Consider the following 16906-nt stretch of genomic DNA (forward strand, 5'->3'; position numbering starts at 1 on the left):
GGGGTCGAGCGCGGGCGCCGGCGCGGCGCGGCGGCCTGTCCCGCGCGCGCTCGGCGTCGCGCCGGTCGCCACGCGTGCGAAGCGGCGCAGCGCCGCGGGCGGGATGAACGGGTCGAGCAGTCCGTTGCGCGTGAACGAGTCGTGGCTCAGCGACAGGTCGGCCCACGGTGACAGCAGCACCAGCGCCGCCGGGCGCGGCAGCCCGGCCTCGGCGGCGTGCAGCGCCAAGCTGAGCGCGAGGTTGCCGCCGGCCGAGTCGCCGGCGACGACGATCCGCCGCGGGTCGCGCCCGGCCGCCAGCAGCTCGCGGTACGCCGCCAGCGCGTCCTCGGTCGGCGCCGGCAGCGTCGCTTCGGGCGGCAGCCGGTAGTCGAGCGCGAGCGCGGCGATGCCGGTCACGTGCGAGATCCGCGAGACGAGGTTGCGATGCGTGCGCGGCGAGCCGAAGACGAAGCCTCCGCCGTGCAGGTAGAGCACGATCGGGGCGTCGGTGGGGACCGGGCCGGCGGTGGGCGGCGTCACGGCTTGGGCGGGCGGCGTGACGGCGGGGGGCGTGGCGACGCGGGAGGCGGGCGCGATGGCGCTGGCGGGTGAGTTGGCGCCTGCGGGCGCGGCGGCGCCGGTGGGCGCGGCGGGGGCGAGGCCGAGTTGCGTCAGCGCGCGGGGCGCGAGCACCCACTCGGCCGGGCGGCCGCCGATCCGCGCCGGCTCGACGCGCGTCCCGCGCAGCACCGGCACCCGGTCGGTCGGGTCGGTGACGCGCTTGAGCAGGCGGATCCCGCGCGGCGTCAGCCGCCACGTGCGCGCGAGCGGGATCCACGTGCGCCGCAGCGTGCGCTCCAGCGCGCGCGTCTGCTGGCTGGCAGGTCCGTGGAACTGCTCGCTCAACGGCGTCTGCTGCTCCATCGCGCCAGCCTATCCGCGGCGCGGAGCGGGACGGGCCGGTTCGGCGGGGCGGCGCGACACGGAGGAGCGTTCGTTTGGCGCCCTATAGCGGCAGCTAACTTGCGCTGGTAGAAATCGGACATGGCGGCGCGGCGCCGGCGGACCGAGCCCGGTGCGGGCTCTGAGCCGGCGGCCGCGGCCGTCAGGGGCCGGGGAACTCGGTCTGGCGGATCCAGCCGCGCACGCGGTCGAGCGCGGCGACGTCGCCGTCGATCGCCGCGCCCTCGCCGGCCGGCACCGGCATGCCGGCCAGCAGCGCGAGCAGGGCGCCCCTGGTGCAGCGCAGCGTGACGGCGGGCTCCTCCCCCGGCCGCGTGCGCAGCACCGCGATCGGCGCGCCGTGCTGTATCCGCATCCACGCATCGGGCGGACCGCCGGGCAGCGGGGCGTGCGCGAGCGTGAAGCGGTGGCCGAAGGTGGCGGCGGAGTCGATCGCGAGTGCGCCGAGCCACAGCGCCAGCGCCGGCTCCAGCGTCGCGCCGCTGGCCGCGAGGTCGCGCAGCGCGAACGGTTCACGCGCCAGCCGGCGCAGCTCGCGCAGGCGGCGGCGGGAGCCGCGGACGCGGGCGCGCCGCCGCAGGCCGCGCCGCGTCAGCAGCAGTCTCGCGAGGCCGGCGTGGGTCGCCGCGACGCGGAAGTCGAGCTCGCGCGACGGGCGCGGGCCTTCGAGCGGTCTGACGACCGCGCGGCCGTCATGCACGTCGACCGCGACCGTGCCGCGATCGGACAGCACAAGGTCGTAGGCGAGCTGGCGCTGGGTCACGAGCCCCTGCGCGGGCAGCATCCCGACGATGATGCGGCCGGCCGTCTCCGGATCCTCGGCCGCGAGCCGTCTGAGCGCGCGCGGCAGCCATGGGGCGGGCGGACCGGCCGGCGCCTTCGTCTGCGCCGGCGCCGCTCTCGCGGTGCGGCCAGGGCGGACGGTCGGCGCCGGTGCCTCGCGCGACGCCGGAGCGGGGGTGTTGTCGGCGGCCTCATCGTTCGCGGACTCGCCCTCGTCCTGCTCCAGCGGCGCGGTCGCGCGCAGCCGCTCACGGGCGGCATTGAGGCGGTCGGCGTCGAAGCCGGGGATCGAAGCCGGCGGCAGATCAGACGGCGCGGGCGCGGACGGCGTCGCTGCCGCGCTGGGCGGCGTCGGCGCGGCGGCGTCGGCCGACGCGGCATCGTCGAGCGCGGCGTCCGCGGGTTGGGCGCTGGCGGGTCCGGCGTCAGCGGGCGCGGCGATCGGCGGCGCGGCAGCGGCTTCAGCGGGCGCGGCGGGCTCGGACGGCGTGACCTCCGCCGGTCGAGACGTCGAGCTGGCGTGCAGGGGCGTTGTCGGCTCAGCCGGTATCAGCGAGCGGGTCGGGGAGCCGCGCTCAGTCAGCATCCGCAGCGCGTTGGCCGCTTCCAGCTCACCGCGGACGCGCCTCAGCGCGCCTTCGATCCGCTGCTCGGCGTCCATCCGCGATGCGACGGCCCGCTCCAGCTCGGCGATCTGGTCGCGCAGCGCGCGCTCGGTCGCCGCCTGACGGTCGAGCTGCTGCTGCAGCCGGCTCGACCGCTCGCGCTCTAGCGCCAGCGCGGTCGCCGGTATCGCCCGCGCCGGCTGGGTCGACTGCAGCGGGAGCGCTCCCGGACCGCGGCGACGAGCATCCTCGGCGATGACCCGCTGCCCGGGCGCCGCCGCGGCGCGCTGCTCGACCATGCGCCGCTCACGCGCGAGCGTCGACAACGGCGGGGCCGTCGGGGCGGCGGCGGCCGTCACAGGCGCCTTCGCGACGTCGGGCTCCGCGCTCAGCCCGCGCGCCGCTCGCGCGAGCGTCAGCTCAGCGCGCAGCAGCGACAGCGAGACCGGCGAGGCCGCGGGTCTCGCGGTGGCGGGACGGCCGGCCCCGGAAGCGCTGAAGCTCTCGCCGCGCACGGCGTCAGCAGGCACAGCGTCAGCAGGCACAGCGTCAGCAGGCACAGCGTCAGCAGGCACAGCGTCAGCAGGCACAGCGTCAGCAGGCACAGCGTCAGCAGGCACAGCGTCAGCAGGCACAGCGTCAGCGGACACTGCGTCAGCGCGCGCGGCGTCAGCGCCAGCGGGCGCGGCGTCGCCGTCACCGCCAGCAGGCGCGGCGGAGCCGCGCTCCAACTCCGCGCGCATCGCGTCGCGCTCGGCGCGGGCCTGTGCGAGCTGGGCGCGCAGGGATTCGCGCTCGGCCTGCTCGTGGGCGACCTCGGCGAGGACCGCGTCCGCGCCCTCGCGGGCGGCACTCGCCTCGGCGCGCGCGGCGGCCAGCTCGTGCGTCAGCTGCTCCAGCTCCTCGGCGGCGCGGCGGCGCTTCTCGCGCGCGGCGGCCCGCTTCGCCTCGGCGCGGCGCCGGGCCGACTCGGCCGCAGCGGCGACCTGCTCGGCCTCGCTCACGCGCTCGCGCAGCGCCGACAGCTCGGAGCCGGCGCGCGCGGTCGACTGTCGCGCCCGCTCGCTCGCCCGCTCCAACTCCTCGTGCCGCTCCTCGGCCAGCGTCTCGGCGCGGGCGGCGCGTGTCTCCAGCTCGTGCGTCAGCGACTCCGCGCGCGCGGCGCGCGACGCGGACTCCTGTGCCTGCGCCTCGGCACGCGCGATCCGCGCCTCCAGCTCGTCGCCGGTGGCGCTCGCGGCAGCGGTCGCGCGCTGCTGCTCGGCCTCCGCCCGCGCGGCCTGCTCGCGGGCCTGGCGCTGCTCCGCCTCCGCCCGCGCCGCGCCCGCAAGCGCGTCGCGCTGCTCGGCCTCGGCTCGCTCGGCGCGCGTGCGCGCCTCCGCGAGGCCGGCCTCGAACCGGCGCGTCTGCTCGGCCAGCGCCTCGCTCGCCTCGATTCGGCGCGCCTCCTCCCCATGCGCGCGCTGCTCGGCGGCTCTCAGCGCCCGCTCGCGGTCCGCGACGAGGCGGCTCAGCCGCTCGGGCTCCAGCCGCGCCTGCTCCAGCTCGGCCTCCAGCCGCGCCCGCTCCGCCGACAGCTCGGCGGCGAGCGCCTGGGCGTCCGCGGCGCGGCGGACCGCGACCTGCTCGGCCAGCTCCGCGCGCTGCGCACGGCGCTCCGCCAGCACGGCGGGATCGACGACGTTGGCGTCGCCGAAGCGGGCGTCGTCGTCGGGCGGAGGATCGGGTGGGCTCATCAGGCGCATGCGTCAGACAGGGAAGCCTCGGAGGCTACTTCCCGTCACGGACGCGTGCAGCGCCGTCGCAGCAGATGCACGAACTCCTGCATCGAGCTTCGGAGGAACGCGCAGCGGAGCCTGCGGACGCAGCGGAGGTTCGCGCGCCGAGTCGGCGCGCGAACCCCGGCAGCGATCTATTCAGGCCTCGCCGGAGTGGCTCAGGCGACGCTGCGCGATCACGATCGCGCCGGCGATCCCGGCCGCCGCGAGCGCCCCTGCGCCGATCTTCTTCGGCGCCGTGCCGTAGCGCTTGCGCAGATAGCGCGTGCCGAGTCTCCAGACGATGAAGCCGAGCGCCTTGTAGTACATGGCCCGACCTTACCCCTGCGGTCGCAGGGGCAAGCGGGCCGGGCTCACGACTCGTCGCGCTCGCGCAGCTGGTGCGCCATCCGCGACTGCAGCGACCACAGCTCGATGAAGCCGGGCGACGCGGTCTGCGAGAAGAGGCCGCCGGACTCGGCGAACGACGCCAGCGTCGCGTCGTAGACCGCGTTGGGCGACTCGCGCGTGACGACGCGCACCGAGCCCTTGTAGAGCTTCAGGCCGATCTTGCCGGTCACCTGCTCGTTGACGCGATCCTGGTAGGCGTCGATGTCGCTGCGCAGCGGCTCCCACCACAGACCGGCGTAGACGAGGTAGCCCCACTTCTGGTCGAGGCCCGTCTTGAACTGGTTCTGGTGGATCGTGCCGACGAGGTGCTCGAGCTCCTGGTGGGCCGGCAGCACGATCGCGGCGGCCGGCACCTCGTAGATGTCGCGCACCTTCAGGCCGACGATGCGGTCCTCGATGTGGTCGACGATCCCGACGCCGTGCTTGCAGCCGATCTCGGCGACCCGCTCCAGCAGCTCGACGAGGCCCAGGCGCTCGCCGTTGAGCGCGACCGGGACGCCGGCCTCGAACTCCAGTTCGACCAGCTCGGCCTCGTCGGGCGCCAGCTCCGGGCGCGTCACGAGCTGGAAGACGTCGTCCTCCGGCGCATGCGAGAGATCCTCGATCCAGCGTCCCTCTGAGGAGCGGCCCCAGAGGTTGTCGTCGATCGAGTACGGCGCGACCTCGGTGCCGCCCTTGACGGGGATCCCGTGCTCGCGCGCGTAGGCGATCTCCTCCTCGCGGCCCATCTGCCACGAGCGGACCGGGGCGATCACCTTCAGCTCGGGGCCGAGCGTCGCGATCGTCGTCTCGATGCGGACCTGGTCGTTGCCCTTGCCGGTGCAGCCGTGCGCGATCGTGTCGCAGCCGGTTCTGCGCGCGTACTCGACCGCGAGCTTCGCGATCAGCGGGCGGCCGAGCGCGGTGAAGAGCGGGTAGCCGCCGCCGTAGAGGGCGTTGGCCTTGATCGCCGGCTTGATGTACTGCTCGGCGAACTCCTCGCGGGCGTCGACGACGTGCGTGTCGATCGCGCCGATTCTGAGCGCCTTGTCGCGAACGGCGTCGTAGTCCTCGCCGGGCTGGCCGAGGTTGACGGTGAGGCAGACGACCTCCGCCCCGTACTCATCGGCGATCCACTTGAGCATGACGCTCGTGTCGAGCCCGCCCGAGTAGAGCAGCAGGACGCGTCTGACCTCGGCCGGATCGGCCTCGTAGCTGGCGGTGCGCGCCGGCGCGGCGGCGATGCGGTGGACTTCGGTCTGAATGGGCTCGCTCATGGCCGGCCGCACTTTACGGGATGCACGCGGGCGGGGCGCGCGAGCCGCGCGGCGCCGGGCGGCCGGGCGGGTCAGGCGCGCGAGCGCGCCGCCGTCGGCGCCAGCCGCGCCAGCAGGCGCTCGATGCGCCCCTCCAGCTCCTCCTGGCGCACGCCGAGCGTCGCCGCGACGTCGGCGTCGGAGGTGCCGTCGAGCAGCATCGCGACGATCGGCCAGTCGTCGGCCGGGACCCGCTGTTGGACGTCCTGGAGCCGCTCCGGCGTGACCGGCGCGAGCAGCTGCTCGCCCCTGTGCACACGGCGGATCCCGTCGAACAGCTCCAGCATCGGCTCGGTCTTGTCGAGCATCCCGTCGGCGCCGGCGAGCGTCGCGGCGACCGACAGCTCGTCGTGCGCGAAGGCCGAGTAGATCAGCACCTTCGTGGTCGGATCGAGCGCCTTGATGCGGCGGCAGAGCGCGAGGCTGTTGCCGCCCGGCAGGTGCAGGTCGAGCAGCACGAGGTCAGGCCGCGCGCGCTGCGCCAGTCTCCACCCCTCCTGCTCCTCCGCGGCGGCGCCGACGGGCACGAGGCCGGGTTCGCTGCGCAGCACGGCCACGAGGCCGGCACGGACAGCGGGATGGTCGTCGACGATCAGGATGCGAATCACGAGACTGCCCCAGACCATACCCCGGCGAGCGGCCGGGAGCGGCGCCGAGCGGGCGCGTCGGCGCTCCCAGGTCAGCGCACCGCCACCCGCTGTCACAGAAGCCGGAGATCAGATGACGGCCGCGATGCGCCCGACGCCGTCGTCGAGCTGCTCGTCGGAGACGACCAGCGGCGGCAACAGGCGGATCGTGCCGGGACCGGTCGCGTTGACGACCAGCCGCTGCTCCAGCAGCGCCCGTCTGGCGACCGTCGGCGCGTCGGCGACGTCGAAGCCGACCATCAGCCCGCGGCCGCGCACGTTCGCCGTGCCCGGCAGCGCCTCCAGCCGCTCGCGCAGCCGCTCCCCCAGCTCGCGCACGCGCGCCAGCAGCTCGGGGTCCTCCAGCACGTCGAAGGCGGCGTTGGCGGCCGCGGCGGCGAGCGGGCCGCCGGCGAAGGTCGAGCCGTGGTCACCGGGCGCGAAGACGTCAGCGAGCCGCGGGCCGGTCACCAGCGCGCCGATCGGCAGGCCGCCGCCGAGCGCCTTCGCGCTCGTCAGCGCGTCCGGCACGACCGGCGTCTGCTCGTAGCCCCACATGGTCCCCGTCCGCCCCATGCCGGTCTGCACCTCGTCGAAGACGAGCGCGGCGCCGACGCGGTCGCACGCCGCGCGCGCGGCGAGCAGGAACTCGTCGGACAGCACGTGGACCCCGGTCTCGCCCTGGATCGGCTCGACGAGGACCGCCGCCGTGCCCTCCCCGACGGCCGCCTCGACCTCCCCGGCGGTCGGCTGGATCGGCACGAAGCCGGGCACCAGCGGTGCGAACGGCGCCTGCTTGGACTCCTGCGTCGTGGCGCTCAGCGAGCCGTAGGTGCGGCCGTGGAAGCCGCCGTGCAGGACGACGATCTCACCGCGCGGCTTCGCCTTGCGGACGAGCTTCAGCGCCGCCTCGTTGGCCTCGGTGCCGGAGTTGCAGAAGAAGACCTTGCCGCCGAGCGAGCTGGTCGCCAGCCGCTGCGCCAGCCGCATCGCCGGCTCGGTGTAGAAGAGGTTGGTCGTGTGCGTCAGCGTCCCCGCCTGCTCGCGCACCGCCGCGACGACCGCCGGGTGGCAGTGGCCGACGTTGAGGACCGAGATGCCGGAGAGGAAGTCGAGGTACTCGCGGCCTTCGTCGTCCCACAGGCGCGCGCCCTCGCCGCGCACGAGCTCGACCGGGTTGCGCGCGTACGACGGGATCACGTGGGCGGACTCGAGCGCCTGCAACTGGCTGAGGGACATCAGGGGTTCCTGGGATCGGGGGGTCAGATCGCCGGCTTGACCATCGTGCCGAGGCCGGCGTCGGTGAACAGCTCCAGCAGGAGCGAGTGCGGCACGCGGCCGTCGACGATCACCGCGGAGCTGACGCCGCCGTGGATCGCGTCGATGCAGGCGGCCAGCTTCGGGCGCATCCCGCCGGAGATCTCGGGCAGCGCGCGCTCGACGTCGTCGGCGGTGATCTCGTTGATCACGCTGTCGGGATCGGCGGGGTCGCGCAGCCAGCCGCGCACGTCGGTCAGGAACATCACCTTGTAGGCGCCGAGCGCGCGTGCGACGGCGCCGGCCGCCTCGTCCGCGTTGATGTTGTACGAGTTGCCCTCGCGATCGGCGCCGACGGAGGCGATCACCGGGATGTAGTCCTGCGCGACGTGCGTCAGCACGTCGGTGTCGACCTTCTCGATGCGGCCGACGAAGCCGATGTCCTCGCCGCCGGGCGCGGCGCGGCGGGCGGCGCGGAAGAGCTGGCCGTCGTCGCCGGAGAGGCCGACCGCCGGCTGGCCGTGGCGGTTGAGCCGCAGCACGATGTCCTTGTTGACCTTGCCGACGAGCACCATCTTCGCGATCTCGACCGTGTCGGCATCGGAGACGCGCAGGCCGGAGACGAACTCGACCGGCAGGTTGAGCCGCTCCATGTACGCGGTGATGTCGGGGCCGCCGCCATGGACGACGATCGGGTTGATGCCGACGTACTTCATCAGCACCACGTCGCGCGCGAACTCCTCGCGCAGCTCGGGGTCGATCATCGCCGCCCCGCCGTACTTGATGACGATCGTCTTGCCGTGGAACTCGCGGATGTACGGCAGCGCTTCGAGCAGCGTGTCGACGTCGCGCGGCTGCGAGAGGGGCGGGATGGGCGGCGTCATGTCAGGTCGTGTACTCCGCGTTGATCGTCACGTACTCGTGCGAGAGGTCCGAGAAGAAGACCTCCGTCTCCGCGCCCTCGCCCGGCAGCGCGACGACGTACTCGACCTCGTCGCGCTGGACCGCCGCGTTCAGCGCCGCCTCGTCGAAGCGCAGCGCCGAGCCGTCGGCGAAGACGGTGACGCCCTCGATCGCGATGTCGAAGTGCAGCGGGGAGCTGTCGAGCAGCGCGCCGCCGACCGCCTGCGCGATCCGGCCCCAGTTGGGGTCGCCGCCGTGCAGCGCCGTCTTGACGAGCGGCGAGTTGGCGACCGCGCGCGCGACGTGCTCGAGCACGGCCGGGTCCTCGCCGCTGACGACGACGCGGCCGGTCCGCTTGGAGCCCTCGCCGTCGGCGACGATCATCAGCGCGAGCTGGCGCAGCAGCGCGTCGAGCGCCTCGCCGAGCCGCAGCTCGTCCTCCGAGAGCGGCTCGACCTTGACGCCGCTGGTGCCGCTCGCCATCAGCACGACGGTGTCGTTGGTCGACAGCTGGCCATCGACGGAGATCCGGTCGAACGAGCGCTTGACGGTGACGCCGAGCAGCAGCTCGGCCGTCTCCTGCTCCAACTGCGCGTCGGTCTGCACGAAGCAGAGCATCGTCGCGAAGTTCGGCTGGATCATGCCGGCGCCCTTGCACTGCGCCGTCAGCCGCACGTCGCCGGAGGGCAGCTCGACGACGAGCGAGGCGCGCTTGGCCGACTTGTCGGTCGTGCGGATCGCCTCGGCGAAGTCGCGGTCGCCGTCGGTCCGCAGCTCGCCCCTGACCTCCTCGAGGCCGGCCAGCAGGCGGTCCAGCGGCAGCGGCACGCCGATCACGCCGGTCGAGGCGACCGCGGTCGCGATCTGCTCGACGCCCGCGACCTGGGCGGCCGCAGCCTGCGTCGCGAGCGCGTCGTCGACGCCCTGTCTGCCGGTCGCGGCGTTGGCGTTGCCGCTGTTGGCGACGACGGCGCGCAGCCTGCTGACGTCGGCGTGCTCGCGGCTGACGATCACGGGCGCGGCGAGCACGCCGGAGCGCGTGAAGCGAGCGGCGCTGACGGTCTCCGGCGCGTCGGCGACGAGCAGGCCGAGGTCCTTCGCGCCGCTCGGCTTGACGTGCGCGGAGACGCCGGCGGCGCGAAAGCCGCGCGGCAGCCCGCCGCGGTCGTCCTCCTGCACGTGGCCGGGCCGCGGAACCCAGCGCGAGACGAAGAACTCGCTCACGAGATGCCCTCGCTCTCGTCGTAGCCGAACATCAGGTTGAGGTTCTGGACCGCCTGCGACGACGTCCCCTTCCAGAGGTTGTCGATCGCGGCGAAGACGAGGATCCGGCCGCTGCGCGCGTCGACCTGCGTGGTGATCCGCGCGATGTTCGTCTCGCGCACGTCGCGCACGCCCGGCGAGCGGTCGGTCAGCTCGACGAACGGCTCGTGCGCGTAGCGGTCGGCGTACAGCTCGCGCACGTCGGCGTCGCTGATCTCACGGGTCGGCTTCACGTACGCCGAGATCAGCTCGCCCTGATCGAGCGGCAGCAGGTGCGGCACGAAGGTGACCATCACCTCGGCGCCGAGCACGGCCAGCTCCTGCTCGATCTCGGGCGTGTGGCGGTGGCCGGCGATCCCGTACGCGGCGACGTTCTCGTCGACGGTCACGTAGTGGGTCTTCTCGGTCGCGGCCCGGCCGGCGCCGGAGACGCCCGTCTTCGCGTCGATCACGACGTCGTCGATCAGCCCGGCACGCGCCAGCGGGGCGAGCCCGAGCAGCGCGGCGGTCGGGAAGCAGCCGGGGTTGGCGACGACGTCGGCGACCTGGATCCGCTCGCGGTAGCCCAGCTCCGGCAGGCCGTAGGCGGCGTGCTCGACGAGCTGCGGCGCAGCGTGCTCGCCGTACCACTGCTCGTAGGTCGGCACGTCGCGCAGGCGGAAGTCGGCCGACAGGTCGATCACGCGCACGCCGCGCTCGCGCAGGCCGGCGACGACCGGCGCGGCGGCATGGTGCGGGTAGGCGACGATCGCGGCGTCGACGTCGCCGTGGCGGTCGAGGTCGAGCTCCTCCATCGCCAGCGGCACGCGGTGGCGCGGGTAGAGGTCGTCGAGCCTGCGGCCGACGTCGGAGCGCGAGGTGATCGCGCTCAGCTGGAAGTGCGGGTGGCGCTGCAGCAGCGCCGCGGCGAGCGCGCCGGCGTAGCCGGAGGCGCCGAAGACGGAGACCTTGGGACCGCCGTTGCTAGGCACGGAGGCTGCCCCCCAGCTGCGCGAGCGCCTCCTCGATCGCCGTGCGCCGCTCGCCGACCTCCTCGTCGGTCAGCGTGCGGTCGGGGGCGCGGAAGGCGAGCCGCAGCGCCAGCGAGACGTTGCCCTCGCCGATCTGCGTACCTCTGTACACGTCGAAGACGCCGGCATCGGCCAGCAGCGGGCCGCCGGCCGCGCGCACCGCCGCGACGACGTCGCCGGCCGGGACGCTGGCGGGCAGCACGACCGCGAGGTCCTGCCGCACCTCCGGGAAGGAGGTGTAGTCCGCGTAGACGGCCGGGCCGGGGACCGCCGCGATCGTGACGTTGAGGTCGATCATGAAGACGGCCGTCCGCTCCAGGTCCCACTCGGCCGCGATCGACGGGTGCAGCTCGCCGATCCAGCCGACGACCGCCTCGTCGCCGCCGCCGTGCGGGGTCACGATCACCCGCGCCGAGCGGCCCGGATGCAGGAACGGCTCGCTGCCGCGCTCCAGCCGCCAGCTGACGCGCAGCGTGTCGAGCAGGTGCGCGAGCACGCCCTTGGCGGCGAAGAAGTCGGCCTGCGGCGGCTGCGGCTCGACCCAGTTCGGCGGCCGCAGCGCGCCGGTCAGCAGCGCGCCGAGCAGATGCGGCTCGTGCGGCAGGCCGTCGTCGCCGCTGGGCACGAAGACCGCGCCCGACTCGAAGATCGCGACGTCGGCGAGGCCGCGCGTGACGTTGCGCTGGGCCACGTCGAGCAGGCCGCCGAGCAGCGTCGTGCGCAGCAGCCCGTGGTCGGAGGACATCGGATTCTCGACCGCGAGCGCGGCGCGGCGCGGGTCATCGGCCGGCAGCCGCAGTCTGTCCGCCAGCTCCGCCGGCGACCAGCTCCAGCCGATGATCTCGTGCAGGCCGGCGCCGGCGAGCGTGTCGGCGGCGGTCCGCCGCAGCTGCTGCCATGGCGTCAGCCGCCCGGCGGCGCCGCGCCGCAGCGGCAGCGTCGCCGGCAGGTTGTCGACGCCGTCGATCCGCGCGACCTCCTCGATCAGGTCGGCCTCGCGCGTGACGTCGTTGCGACGGAAGTGCGGGACGGTCACGTCGATGCCGTCGGTCGCATCAGCCGTCTCGAAGCCGAGCGCGGCCAGGATCTCGGCGCTGCGCGTGCGCGGGATCTCGGCGCCGAGCAGGCCGACGACGCGCGCGTCGCGCAGCCGGATCGTCGCGTGCGAGCCGTCCCAGCCGGAGGGGCCGGCGACGTCGAGCGTGCCCTCGCGCACCGTCGCGCCGGTCAGCTCGACCAGCAGCCTCGTCGCGACCGTCTGCGCCTCCAGCGTCTGCTCCGGCGAGAGCCCCTTCTCGAAGCGGCCCGACGCCTCCGAGCGCAGCGCCAGCCGCGTCGAGGTGCGCTGGATGTTGGGGCCGTCCCAGACGGCCGACTCCAGCAGCACGGTCGTCGTCGTGTCGGAGACCTCCGAGCGGGCGCCGCCCATCACGCCGGCCAGCGACGTGGGGCCGTCGGCGTCGCAGATCACGACCATGTCGGCGTCGAGTCTGCGCGTCTCGCCGTCGAGCGTCTCGAGCGTGTCGCCCTCGCGCCCGTCGCGCACGACCAGCTTCCCGCCCGCGACGCGGTCGAGGTCGAAGGCGTGCAGCGGCTGACCGGTCAGCAGCATCACGTAGTTGGTGATGTCGACGACGTTGGAGATCGGCCGCTGGCCGGCGGCCATCAGCCGCGCCTTCAGCCAGTAGGGCGAGGGGCCGACGGTGACGTTCTCGAACACGCGCGCGGTGAAGCGCGGGCAGCGGTCGGTCTCGACGGTCACGTCGATCCCGGCGAGCGGGCCGGCCGAGCCTGCGTCGTGCTCCCACGGCGCGGGGCCGAGCGGCGCGCCAGTGGCGGCGTGGACCTCGCGCGCGACGCCGTAGACGCCGAGGCAGTCGGGCCGGTTGGGCGTGATCTCCAGCTCCAGCACGTCGGTCTCGAGCGGCAGCACGTTGCCCAGCGGCGTACCGGGGATCAGATCGCCGGGCAGCTCCATGATGCCGGCGTGGTCGACGCCGACGTCGACCTCCGACTCGCCGAGGATCATCCCCAGCGACTCGACGCCGCGCAGCTTCGCCTTCTTCAGCTTCGTGCCGTCGGGCAGGCGGGCGCCGGGGCGCGCGAGCGCGACGGTGATGCCGGCGCGCGCGTTCGGCGCGCCGCAGACGACCTGCACCGGCTCGGCCTCGCCGATGTCGAGCTTCGTCACGCGCAGGCGGTCGGCGTCAGGGTGCTGCTCGGCCTCCAGCACGCGCGCGACGACGAAGTTGTCGCCCGACGGGACGCCGTGGTGCGTCACGCGCTCGACCTCGGTGCCCGTCAACGCGAGCCGCTCGGCGAGCGTCGCGGCGTCGAGGTCGGGATGGACGTGCTCGTGGAGCCAGGAAAGCGGGACCTTCATCGCGAGGTGGCCTCCGTCAGAACTGCCGCAGGAAGCGGAGGTCGTTGTCGTAGAAGAGGCGCAGATCCGAGACGCCGTGCTTGAGGAAGGCGATCCGCTCGACGCCCATGCCGAAGGCGAAGCCCTGGATCTTCTCCGGGTCGTAGCCGTGCTCTCTGACGTAGGAGAAGACGTTCGGGTCGACCATGCCGGCGCCGAGGATCTCGATCCAGCCGGTGCCCTTGCAGAGGCCGCAGCGCGAGCCGTCCTTCAGGTGGCCGCTGCCGTTGCAGCGGAAGCAGGAGACGTCGATCTCGACGCTCGGCTCGGTGAAGGGGAAGAAGTGCGGGCGCAGGCGCACCTCGCGCTCGTCGCCGAAGATCGCGCGCGCGAACTGCAGCAGCGTGCCCTTGAGGTCGGCGAGCGTGATGTCCTCGTCGACGGCGAGGCCCTCGATCTGGTGGAACTGCGGCGTGTGCGTCGCGTCGCTGTCGCGGCGGTAGACGCGCCCGGGGACGATCAGGAACAGCGGCGGCGGCTGCAGCTCCATCGCGCGCACCTGCATCGGCGAGGTGTGCGTCCGCAGCACGACGTCGTCGGCGACGTAGAAGGTGTCGCTCTTGAGCCGCGCCGGGTGGGCGGCGTCGTGGTTGAGCGCGTCGAAGTTGTAGTAGACGCGCTCGACCTCGGGACCCTCGGCGACAGTGAAGCCCATCCCGACGAAGACGTCCTCGATCTCCCGCCGCGTCTGGCTCAGCAGGTGCAGGCCGCCGGCCGGCGGCAGCGGCGCGCCCGGCAGCGTCACGTCGACGCGGTCGGCGGCGAGCCGCACGTCCAGCTCAGCCGCGGCGAGCGCGCCGTTGCGCGCCTCGATCAGCGCCTCCAGCGCCTTGCGCGCCTCGTTGGCGGCCTTGCCGACCGGGCCGCGCTGCTCCGGCGGCAACTGCGCGACGCCGCGCAGCATGTTGGGCAGCTCGGCTCTGCGGCCGAGCCATCTGACGCGCGCCTGCTCCAGCGCGTCGGTCGTCGTCGCGGCGGAGACCTCGGCCTCGCCCGCTCTCTTCAGCTCGTCGATGCGCTCGATCATGCGGCGTCCATCCTATGGTCCAGCGCGCCAAGGCCGCGCGTTGCCTCGTACAGCGCGATCGTCGCCGCCATCGCGGCGTTGAGCGACTCCGAGTGGATCGGGATCCGCACCGTGCGGTCGCAGGCGGCGACCAGCTCGGCGGGCAGTCCGGCACGCTCGGCGCCGATCAGCAGCGTCGCGGGCGCGGTCAGCGGCCCGGCGAGGTTGCCAGCGTCGGCGTGGGCGTCGAGCGCGATCGTCTCGCCCGGCAGCTCGGCGACGGACGTGGCGCGCGCGACCGGCACCTGGAACAGCGCGCCCATGCTCGCGCGCACGGCCTTCGGGCCGAAGGGATCGGCGCAGCCGGGGCCGAGCACGACGCAGGCGGCACCGAACGCGAGCGCGCTGCGCAGCACCGTGCCGACGTTCCCGGGGTCGGCGATCCCGTGCAGGTAGACGGCGAGCGGGCCGAGCGGCGCCGGCGCCCAGCGCTGCTCGTAGACGGCCAGCGCGCGCGTGCCCGAGCCGAGCTGAGAGACGTGCTGGAGCACGTCGGGCTCGACCTCGGTGCCGCCGAGGCCGCTGCCGGTCGCGCAGTAACGCTCCAGCGCGCGCCAGCCGGCGGCGTCGGCCGCCTGCAGCAGGTCCTCGCCCTCGGCGACGAAGCGCCCCATCTCGTCGCGGCCGCGCTTGCGCGCGAGCCGGCGGAGATCCTTGAGGCGTTCGTTCTGGGGTGAGGTGATCGGTGGCATCGGTCGCTCTGGCTTCGGTGTCAGGAGCTGCGGTCCTGCGGGTCGTGCTGCGTCCGATCGGGCGGCGGCGCGATCGGCGCGCTTAAAACAGAAAGGGCGCCGTCCAAGAGGAGTCGGCGCCCGATCGGGGAGAAGCTGGTGTGGGGTGCTTACGCAGCCGCCGCCAGCGCCTCGCGGGCCTTGTCGGCGTAACGTCGGAAGGCGTCGGCATCGCGCACGGCGATGTCGGCGAGGATCTTGCGATCGACTTCGACGCCGGCCAGGTTCAGGCCGTGCATGAACTGCGAGTACGAAAGATCGTTGATGCGCGCGGCCGCGTTGATGCGCGTGATCCACAGGCGACGGAAGTCGCGCTTGCGGTTGCGGCGATCGCGGTAGCGGTACTGGTCCGCCTTGAGGAGGGCTTCCTTCGCGCGTCTGTAGTTCGAGTTGGCTTCGCCACGGAAGCCTCTCGTCATCTCCAGGACTTCACGGCGCTTCTTGCGCGCGTGAACGGAGCGCTTGACGCGGGTCACTTGCCCACCCCGAGCAGCTTCTTGATGCGCGGTGCATCGTGGTCGGACATGATCGCGGGACGACCGAGCGCGCGCTTACGCTTCGGCGACTTCTTCTCCAGGATGTGGCTGGTGAAGGCGTGACGACCACGGACCTTGCCCTTGGCGGTCACCTTGAAGCGCTTCTTGGCGCCGGAATGAGTCTTCATCTTGGGCATTGGGACGGAGAAGTAAAGCAAACTCCGCGAGTCGCTGCGGTTTGCCCTGCTCCCGGCGGGGTTCGGCGGGCGTTCAGCGCAGCGAGGCGCGCAGTGCGAGCGCACGGTCGGCGCCGGCGTCGATCGTCGCACGCGGGAGCTGCCCGCGCTGCACCGCCCGCACCAGCGCCGCGGCGCCGCGGTCGGCGGCCGCCTCGGTCTGGCAGAACAGCAGCAGGTCGTTGCCGGCGCGGACGGCCGCGAGCGCCTTGCGCTCGGGGCTGAGGTGGGCGATCGCCGGGACTTCGAGGTCGTCGGTGACGATCGCACCGTCGAAGCCGACGACGTCGCGCAGCTCCGTCGTCGTGATCCGCTGCGAGAACATCGCGGGCCGGTCGCCGTCGAGTGCCGGGTAGACGCCGGTCGAGACCATCACGAGCGGGATCCCGCGGCGCGCGGCCGCTCTGAAGGGGACCTCGTCGGTCGCGCGCAGCGTCGCCAGCGGCACGTCGATGCGGTTGAGGCGCAGGTCCTCGTCGTGGCCGCCGCGACCCAGGCCGGGGAAGTGCTTGGCGCTGGCGAGCACGCCGCCGGCTCTGAGGCCGTCCGCGAAGGCGCCGCCGAGGCTGCTGACCTGCTGCGGCGTGGCGCCGTAGGTCCGCCCCAGCTCCAGCACGCTCGAGCCCGGCAGGCCGAGGTCGAGCACCGGCGCCAGGTTGACGTTGACGCCGACCCCTCTGAGGTTGGCCGCCGTCGCGACGCCGGTGCGGCGCGCGAGCGACGCGCTGCCGCGCGCGGCGACCTGCACCGGGGAGAGCTGCGGCGCACCCGGCAGCCGCTTCACGAGCCCGCCCTCCTGGTCGATCATGATCAGCAGCGGGCGGTCGCGCAGCGCGCGCGGGCCGCGGCGGCGCTCCTGCTGGAGGCGGGCGGTCAGCGCGCTCAGCTGCGCGCGCGTGCCGACATTGCGGGCGAAGAGGATCACGCCGCCCAGCTCGCCGCGGCGGATCTTGCGCGCGAGCGTGTCGGGCACGGTGGTGCCCGGCAGCGAGCCGATCACGCGCTGGCCGACGGCCTGGCGCAGCGTCAGCGAGGCGGCCGGCGAGCCGGTCGCCTGGGCGGCGGCGGCAGGCGCGGCGGCGCGCGCGGGCGAAGCGCTGGCGCTGGGCGCGACGGCGCG

General features: G+C 74.1%; 15 protein-coding genes. All 15 read right to left on the minus strand.

What is annotated here, in order from left to right; genetic code table 11:
- Positions 1-906 (minus strand): alpha/beta hydrolase fold domain-containing protein (locus R7226_RS27800; RefSeq protein WP_318600667.1); only part of this gene is annotated, 906 nt, incomplete at its 3' end.
- A gap of 181 nt (positions 907-1087) precedes the next feature.
- Positions 1088-4069, minus strand: coding sequence for a hypothetical protein (locus R7226_RS27805; protein WP_318600669.1), 2982 nt, complete (start codon positions 4067-4069; stop codon positions 1088-1090).
- Positions 4070-4249: 180 nt separating this feature from the next.
- Positions 4250-4420 (minus strand): hypothetical protein, encoded by a 171-nt coding sequence (locus R7226_RS27810; protein WP_318600671.1) that lies wholly within the window; start codon positions 4418-4420, stop codon positions 4250-4252.
- 44 nt (positions 4421-4464) lie between these two features.
- Positions 4465-5757 (minus strand): argininosuccinate synthase, encoded by a 1293-nt coding sequence (locus R7226_RS27815; RefSeq protein WP_318600673.1) that lies wholly within the window; start codon positions 5755-5757, stop codon positions 4465-4467.
- A gap of 71 nt (positions 5758-5828) precedes the next feature.
- Positions 5829-6404 (minus strand): response regulator, encoded by a 576-nt coding sequence (locus R7226_RS27820; RefSeq protein ID WP_318600675.1) that lies wholly within the window; start codon positions 6402-6404, stop codon positions 5829-5831.
- Positions 6405-6512: 108 nt separating this feature from the next.
- Positions 6513-7661 carry an aspartate aminotransferase family protein gene (locus R7226_RS27825; protein ID WP_318600677.1) on the minus strand — a complete coding sequence of 383 codons (1149 nt, stop codon included), beginning with the start codon at positions 7659-7661 and terminating at the stop codon, positions 6513-6515.
- A gap of 23 nt (positions 7662-7684) precedes the next feature.
- Complete coding sequence (gene argB / locus R7226_RS27830; RefSeq protein ID WP_318600679.1) at positions 7685-8563, minus strand: acetylglutamate kinase; 879 nt, start codon at positions 8561-8563, stop codon at positions 7685-7687.
- Position 8564: 1 nt separating this feature from the next.
- Positions 8565-9806 (minus strand): bifunctional glutamate N-acetyltransferase/amino-acid acetyltransferase ArgJ, encoded by a 1242-nt coding sequence (argJ, locus tag R7226_RS27835; RefSeq protein WP_318600681.1) that lies wholly within the window; start codon positions 9804-9806, stop codon positions 8565-8567.
- Positions 9803-10816, minus strand: a complete 1014-nt coding sequence (gene argC, locus R7226_RS27840) for an N-acetyl-gamma-glutamyl-phosphate reductase (protein WP_318600683.1) — start codon at positions 10814-10816, stop codon at positions 9803-9805. The genes argJ and argC overlap by 4 nt, the downstream gene beginning before the upstream one ends.
- Positions 10809-13238, minus strand: a complete 2430-nt coding sequence (pheT, locus tag R7226_RS27845) for a phenylalanine--tRNA ligase subunit beta (RefSeq protein WP_318600685.1) — start codon at positions 13236-13238, stop codon at positions 10809-10811. The genes argC and pheT overlap by 8 nt, the downstream gene beginning before the upstream one ends.
- 16 nt (positions 13239-13254) lie before the next feature.
- Positions 13255-14304: a phenylalanine--tRNA ligase subunit alpha gene (pheS, locus tag R7226_RS27850; protein WP_318600687.1), complete on the minus strand. Its 1050-nt coding sequence runs from the start codon at positions 14302-14304 to the stop codon at positions 13255-13257.
- Positions 14301-15035, minus strand: coding sequence for a TrmH family RNA methyltransferase (locus R7226_RS27855; protein WP_318600689.1), 735 nt, complete (start codon positions 15033-15035; stop codon positions 14301-14303). The genes pheS and R7226_RS27855 overlap by 4 nt, the downstream gene beginning before the upstream one ends.
- Before the next feature lie 149 nt (positions 15036-15184).
- Complete coding sequence (gene rplT / locus R7226_RS27860) at positions 15185-15550, minus strand: 50S ribosomal protein L20 (RefSeq protein ID WP_318600691.1); 366 nt, start codon at positions 15548-15550, stop codon at positions 15185-15187.
- The gene (rpmI, locus tag R7226_RS27865; RefSeq protein ID WP_318600692.1) at positions 15547-15747 is read right to left on the minus strand and encodes a 50S ribosomal protein L35; all 201 of its coding nucleotides are present in this window, start codon (positions 15745-15747) and stop codon (positions 15547-15549) included. The genes rplT and rpmI overlap by 4 nt, the downstream gene beginning before the upstream one ends.
- A gap of 73 nt (positions 15748-15820) precedes the next feature.
- A partial coding sequence (locus tag R7226_RS27870; protein WP_318600694.1) for a glycoside hydrolase family 3 N-terminal domain-containing protein occupies positions 15821-16906 on the minus strand: 1086 nt, incomplete at its 5' end.

It is taken from the genome of Conexibacter stalactiti, from assembly GCF_033542075.1.
Taxonomy (GTDB): domain Bacteria; phylum Actinomycetota; class Thermoleophilia; order Solirubrobacterales; family Solirubrobacteraceae; genus Conexibacter; species Conexibacter stalactiti.

Bases quoted from the DNA above. Each gene is read 5' to 3' on its own strand.
- R7226_RS27810 (WP_318600671.1), bottom strand. From the start codon at position 4,420: ATGTACTACAAGGCGCTCGGCTTCATCGTCTGGAGACTCGGCACGCGC.
- R7226_RS27855 (WP_318600689.1), bottom strand. From the start codon at position 15,035: ATGCCACCGATCACCTCACCCCAGAACGAACGCCTCAAGGATCTCCGC.
- R7226_RS27805 (WP_318600669.1), bottom strand. From the start codon at position 4,069: ATGAGCCCACCCGATCCTCCGCCCGACGACGACGCCCGCTTCGGCGAC.
- R7226_RS27815 (WP_318600673.1), bottom strand. From the start codon at position 5,757: ATGAGCGAGCCCATTCAGACCGAAGTCCACCGCATCGCCGCCGCGCCG.
- argB (WP_318600679.1), bottom strand. From the start codon at position 8,563: ATGACGCCGCCCATCCCGCCCCTCTCGCAGCCGCGCGACGTCGACACG.
- pheT (WP_318600685.1), bottom strand. From the start codon at position 13,238: ATGAAGGTCCCGCTTTCCTGGCTCCACGAGCACGTCCATCCCGACCTC.
- pheS (WP_318600687.1), bottom strand. From the start codon at position 14,304: ATGATCGAGCGCATCGACGAGCTGAAGAGAGCGGGCGAGGCCGAGGTC.
- rpmI (WP_318600692.1), bottom strand. From the start codon at position 15,747: ATGCCCAAGATGAAGACTCATTCCGGCGCCAAGAAGCGCTTCAAGGTG.
- R7226_RS27825 (WP_318600677.1), bottom strand. From the start codon at position 7,661: ATGTCCCTCAGCCAGTTGCAGGCGCTCGAGTCCGCCCACGTGATCCCG.